The sequence below is a fragment of the uncultured Selenomonas sp. genome (genome assembly GCA_905372355.1).
Taxonomy (GTDB): Bacteria; Bacillota; Negativicutes; order Selenomonadales; family Selenomonadaceae; genus Selenomonas.
In genome coordinates this window covers 1-5,127 of sequence record CAJPOT010000032.1, presented here as the reverse complement: position 1 = coordinate 5,127, position 5,127 = coordinate 1, and the positions used below count along the sequence as shown (strand labels likewise).

The 5,127-nt window shown below is 58.3% G+C and carries 3 protein-coding genes; all 3 read left to right on the top strand.

The annotated features are described in order from the left end of the window. The first annotated feature begins 82 nt into the window (after positions 1 to 82). Positions 83 to 3,202, top strand: a complete 3,120-nt coding sequence (locus QZ177_RS10295; protein ID WP_294177381.1) for a glycoside hydrolase family 2 TIM barrel-domain containing protein — start codon at positions 83 to 85, stop codon at positions 3,200 to 3,202. A gap of 148 nt (positions 3,203 to 3,350) precedes the next feature. Continuing rightward, entirely contained in the window at positions 3,351 to 4,517 is a 1,167-nt protein-coding gene (locus QZ177_RS10290; RefSeq protein ID WP_294177379.1) for a galactokinase, read from the top strand. 24 nt (positions 4,518 to 4,541) lie between these two features. Continuing rightward, positions 4,542 to 5,127: UDP-glucose 4-epimerase (locus QZ177_RS10285; RefSeq protein ID WP_294177377.1), on the top strand; the 586-nt coding region annotated here is incomplete at its 3' end.

The window sequence follows — 5,127 nt, the reverse complement described above, 5'->3', positions numbered from 1 at the left end:
GGCGGCCGCTTTCTTTCGGAAGCGCTGATAAGACGGGTGGCTGCATTTATCCGTGCTTCCTTTACAAGATCGGAGGTTTCACATGGCTGCATTCGACTTTGAGAAATTGAAAGATCCGTGCTGCTTCGCAGAGAACCGTCTGCCTGCGCACAGCGACCACGTCTTCTATCGCGACGAAGCGGAGCTTGCGCGCGGCGTGTCCTCATTTTACCGCACGTTCGACGGCATTTGGCATTTCGCCTATGCGCGGAACACCGAGCACATCCCGCAGGGATTCGAGGCGGCGGATTATGACTGCCGCGATTGGGAGACGATCCGTGTGCCGGCGCATATCCAGATGGAGGGGTACGGAGCGCCGCATTACACGAATACGACGTACCCGTGGGACGGGCATGAGAGCATCGTGCCGGGCGAGATTCCCGTGCGCGATAATCCCGTCGGCTGCTATGTGAAGTATTTTGCCGTGCCCGAGGATTGGGAGCGCGTCTATATCTCCTTTGGCGGCGTGGATACGGCGTTCGCACTCTTTCTCAACGGTCATTTCGTCGGCTACAGTGAAGATAGCTGCACACCTGCAGACTTCGACCTGACGCCGTATCTCGTGGCGGGGGAGAACAAGCTGGCGGCGATGGTCTTCCGTTATGCGAGCGCGAGCTGGCTCGAAGATCAAGACTTCTGGCGCTTCTCGGGAATCTATCGCGACGTCCTGCTCTACACGAAACCGCAGCATCACATCGAGGATGTTGCCGTTCGTGCCGTGCCGCTTGAGCGGGATGGCTATACGCACGGAAAGCTTGATGTGCACCTCACATTCGGCGATGCGGCAGAAAAGCATGTCGAGATTCTGCTCTGCGATCCGGAAGGAGATTGCGTAGAGGGGGAAAAGGCGGTCATCACGGAAAAGAGCCATGCGTTTTCGGGAGAGGCTGCCTGCGTGCGTCTCTGGAGCGCGGAGCACCCATGGCTCTACCATCTTATGATTCGCGTGCGTGATGCGGCGGGTGCTTTGCAGGAGGTCGTGCGCGTGCGCGTCGGTTTCCGTGAGTTCTGTATCCGAGATGGAGTCATGCAGATCAACGGCAAGCGCATCGTGTTCAAGGGAGTCAACCGGCACGAGTTTGACTCCGATCATGGGAGGGCGATGGATCCTGCGCTCTTCGAGCAGGATCTCATCGCGCTGAAGCGTGCGAATGTCAATGCGATTCGCACGTCGCACTATCCGAACAGCAGTCGTCTCTACGAGCTGGCAGACATTTATGGCTTTTATGTGATCGATGAGACGAACCTTGAGACGCACGGCACATGGATGAAGAACGGCGCGTGTGTGAAGGACGCGCATACCGTTCCCGGCGACAGCGAGGAGTGGCTGCCCGCCGTGCTCGACCGCGCGCAGTCGATGTACGAGCGCGACAAGAATCATCCGTGCATCCTCATCTGGTCGTGCGGCAACGAGTCCTGCGGCGGCCGCACGATCTACGAGATGAGCGAGTACTTCCGCCGCGTCGATTCCACGCGCCTCGTGCATTACGAGGGCATTTTCTGGGACCGCAGCTATCCTGCGACGAGCGATATGGAGAGCCAGATGTATACGAAGGCGGCGGACATCGAAGCGTTCCTCAAGGAGCACCGCGACAAGCCCTTTATTTGCTGCGAGTATACGCATGCGATGGGCAACAGCTGCGGCGGCATGCACAAGTATACGGAGCTGACGGAACGCGAGCCTCTGTATCAGGGCGGATTCATCTGGGATTTCGGCGATCAGGCGATCCGTAGGCGCGGGCGTTATGGCGAGGATGTATTCCTCTACGGCGGCGACTTCGGCGATCGTCCGTCGGACTACAACTTCAGCGGCAACGGCATCTTCTTTGCCGATCGTCGTCCTACGGCAAAGCTGCAGGAGGTGAAGTATAACTATCAGAATTTCACGCTCCGTCCTTCATGGGAAGGTGTGGAGATCGAGAATAAGAGCCTCTTTTCGGATGCGGGCGACTATGATCTGTGGCTCTCGCTCCTCCTTGACGGGCGCGAGATCTGGCAGGCGTATGCAGGGGAGCATGATGTGCCGCCGGGAGAAACACGCTTCATCAAGAATAGGCTGCCTTACGCGGGCGAAGGCGAGTATGTGCTGACGGCATCGCTCCTTGTCAAGGAGGAGGAAATATGGGCGCCTGCAGGCCATGAGGTCGCCTTCGGGCAAGCGGTCGTCGTGCCGCCTGAGGATGCAGGAACGCACCTTTTGGATGTCCTTGGCTTTGGCGTCGCCGCTCCTGCCCATATGCCGCTGGAAGCGTCGGGCAGCTTGCGTGTGGTGCAGGGAGATATCAACCTCGGCGTGCAGGGGGAGGGCTTTTTCCTCATGTTTTCAAGCGCGCAGGGCAATCTCGTCTCCTATCGCCATGGCGGACGGGAGCTGATCGAGGAACTGCCGCAGCCGAGCTTCTGGCGTGCGCCGATTGACAATGACTACGGCAGCGGACGCATGGCGGATACGGCGCAGTGGAAGCTCGCGAGCCTCTACCGCCGCTGCACGCGCATCGAGTACAGCGTGGACGGCGAAGATTTCGAGACGGTGAAAGGTTTCTTCGGCAGACGTGATGAACGGCATGCCAAGCGCGTCACCGTGCGCTTTACTTATGCGCTTGCCACGGAACCTGCTGCTGCGTGCGTGGTCTCTTATACGGCGGAGGCGAGCGGGGAAGTCGGAGTCACGATGGAATATGAGGCAACAGAGGGGATGCCTGAGATGCCCGACTTTGCCATGATCTTTACGCTAGATGCGGACTATGATCGCATTCGCTTCTATGGCTACGGGCCGAAGGAAAACTACATCGACCGCTGCTGCGGCGCACGCCTCGGTGTCTACGAGAGCACGGCGGCGGACGAGGTCGAGCCGTATCTGCGTCCGCAGGAGACAGGCAATCACTGCGGCGTGCGCTGGATCGAGGTCACGGATCATGGCGGTCACGGAATCCGTCTCGCGGCAGATGTGCCGTTTGAGGCATCGGCGCTCCCGTACAGTCCGCACGAGCTGGAGAATGCGCGCCATGCGTATGATTTGCCGCGTCCGCAGCATACATATCTGCGTGCGTCGGCGGGCATGTGCGGCGTGGGCGGCGACGACAGCTGGGGCGCACCCGTGCTTGCGGAGTATACCTATCCGAATGGGAAGAGAAGCCTCTCGTTTAAGATGAAGGGGATTTGACGGCGGGGGCATCCGTCATGAAAATCTCACAAAAACGCTTGCGTTTCTTTGCGAAAGAGGATAAAATAGGAAGCGGGAAAAGAAAACGTTTACTTTCATACGAGCTAAAATATAGACGGACAAATGAAGATACATGGAGGAGGAGCCAATGGCAATCTTGGATGAGATGAAAAAAGTATTTCGTGAGAAATTCGGTGCGGCTGAAACGCATGCGTATTTCTCACCAGGACGTGTGAATCTCATCGGCGAGCATACGGACTACAACGGCGGGCACGTCTTTCCGTGTGCGATCTCGCTCGGCACGTATGCGCTCGCTGCGCCGCGTGCGGATGATGTGTCGCGCCTCTACTCGATGAATGCAGAGGAGCAGGGCGTGGTGGAGTTCCCCATGCGCGGCGCGGTAAAGAGCGCGGCCTATGGCTGGGCAAACTATCCCATCGGCGTCGTGCGCATGATGGAGGACGCGGGTCATCCTGCAGCGCACGGTTTCGACATCCTCGTCTACGGGACGCTGCCCAACGGTGCGGGGCTTTCTTCTTCCGCTTCCATCGAGGTCTTGATGGGGGTCATTCTGAACGAGGAGCTTGGACTCGGCATCGACATGGTGGAGATTGTAAAGCTCGCGCAAAAGGCGGAGAATGAATTCGTCGGCATGAACTGCGGCATCATGGATCAGTTTGCCGTCGGCATGGGCAAGAAGGACTGCGCGATCCTGCTCGACTGCAATACGCTTGAGTACCGCTACAGCAAGCTCGACCTCAAGGGGTGCAGCATCGTCATCACAAACACGAACAAGGCGCACAGCCTCGTTTCTTCTGCATACAACGAGCGGCGTATGCAGAGCGAGGCGGCGCTGAAAGCTCTGCAGAAGGTCAAGGCGATCAAAACGCTCGGCGAGCTGACGAATGCAGAGTTCGATGAGAATGCCGCCGTCATCGAGGATGAGGTCGAGCGCAGACGCGCACGCCACGCGGTTTATGAAAACCGCCGCACACTGGAGGCAGTGGAGGCGCTTGAGCAGAATGATGTGAAGCGGTTTGGCGCACTGATGAACGATTCCCACGTTTCCCTGCGCGACGATTACGAGGTGACGGGGCCCGAGCTGGATGCGCTCGCGGAACTCGCGTGGCAGCAGGAGGGAGTGCTCGGCTCGCGCATGACGGGAGGCGGCTTTGCGGGCTGCACGGTCAGCATTGTGCGCGACGAGGCAATTCCTGCATTTGAGAAGAATGTTGCAGAGGCATATACGGCGAAGATTGGCTATGCGCCGAGCTTCTATGTGGCGAATATTGCGGACGGCGCACACCGTCTGTAAGAGCGGAGCGAAAGGAGAACTCACATGGCGATATTGGTATGCGGAGGCGCGGGTTACATTGGCTCTCATGCCGTGCACGCGCTCATCGAAAAGGGCGAGCAGGTTGTCATTGTCGACAATCTGCAGACGGGACACCGCGGCGCACTGAATCCGAAGGCGAAGTTTTATGAGGGCGACATTCGCGATGCTTCGGTTCTCGACAAGATTTTTACCGAAAACAAGGTCGAGGCGGTCATTCACTTTGCGGCAAATTCTCTCGTCGGCGAGAGCATGGAAAAGCCACTGCTCTACTTTAACAACAATGTCTATGGGATGCAGGTGCTCCTTGAGGCGATGGTGCGCCATGGCGTCGACAAGATCGTATTCTCCTCGACGGCAGCGGTTTACGGCGAGCCGAAGCGCGTGCCGATTCACGAGGACGATGAAACATGCCCGACGAACACCTATGGTGAAACGAAGCTCACGATGGAGAAGATGATGAAGTGGGTGAGCCGCGCCAACGGCGTGCGCTATGTGTCTCTGCGCTACTTCAATGCGGCGGGGGCGCTGCCGGACGGCTCGATCGGCGAGGATCACAAGACGGAGACGCATCTGATCCCGCTTATCCTGC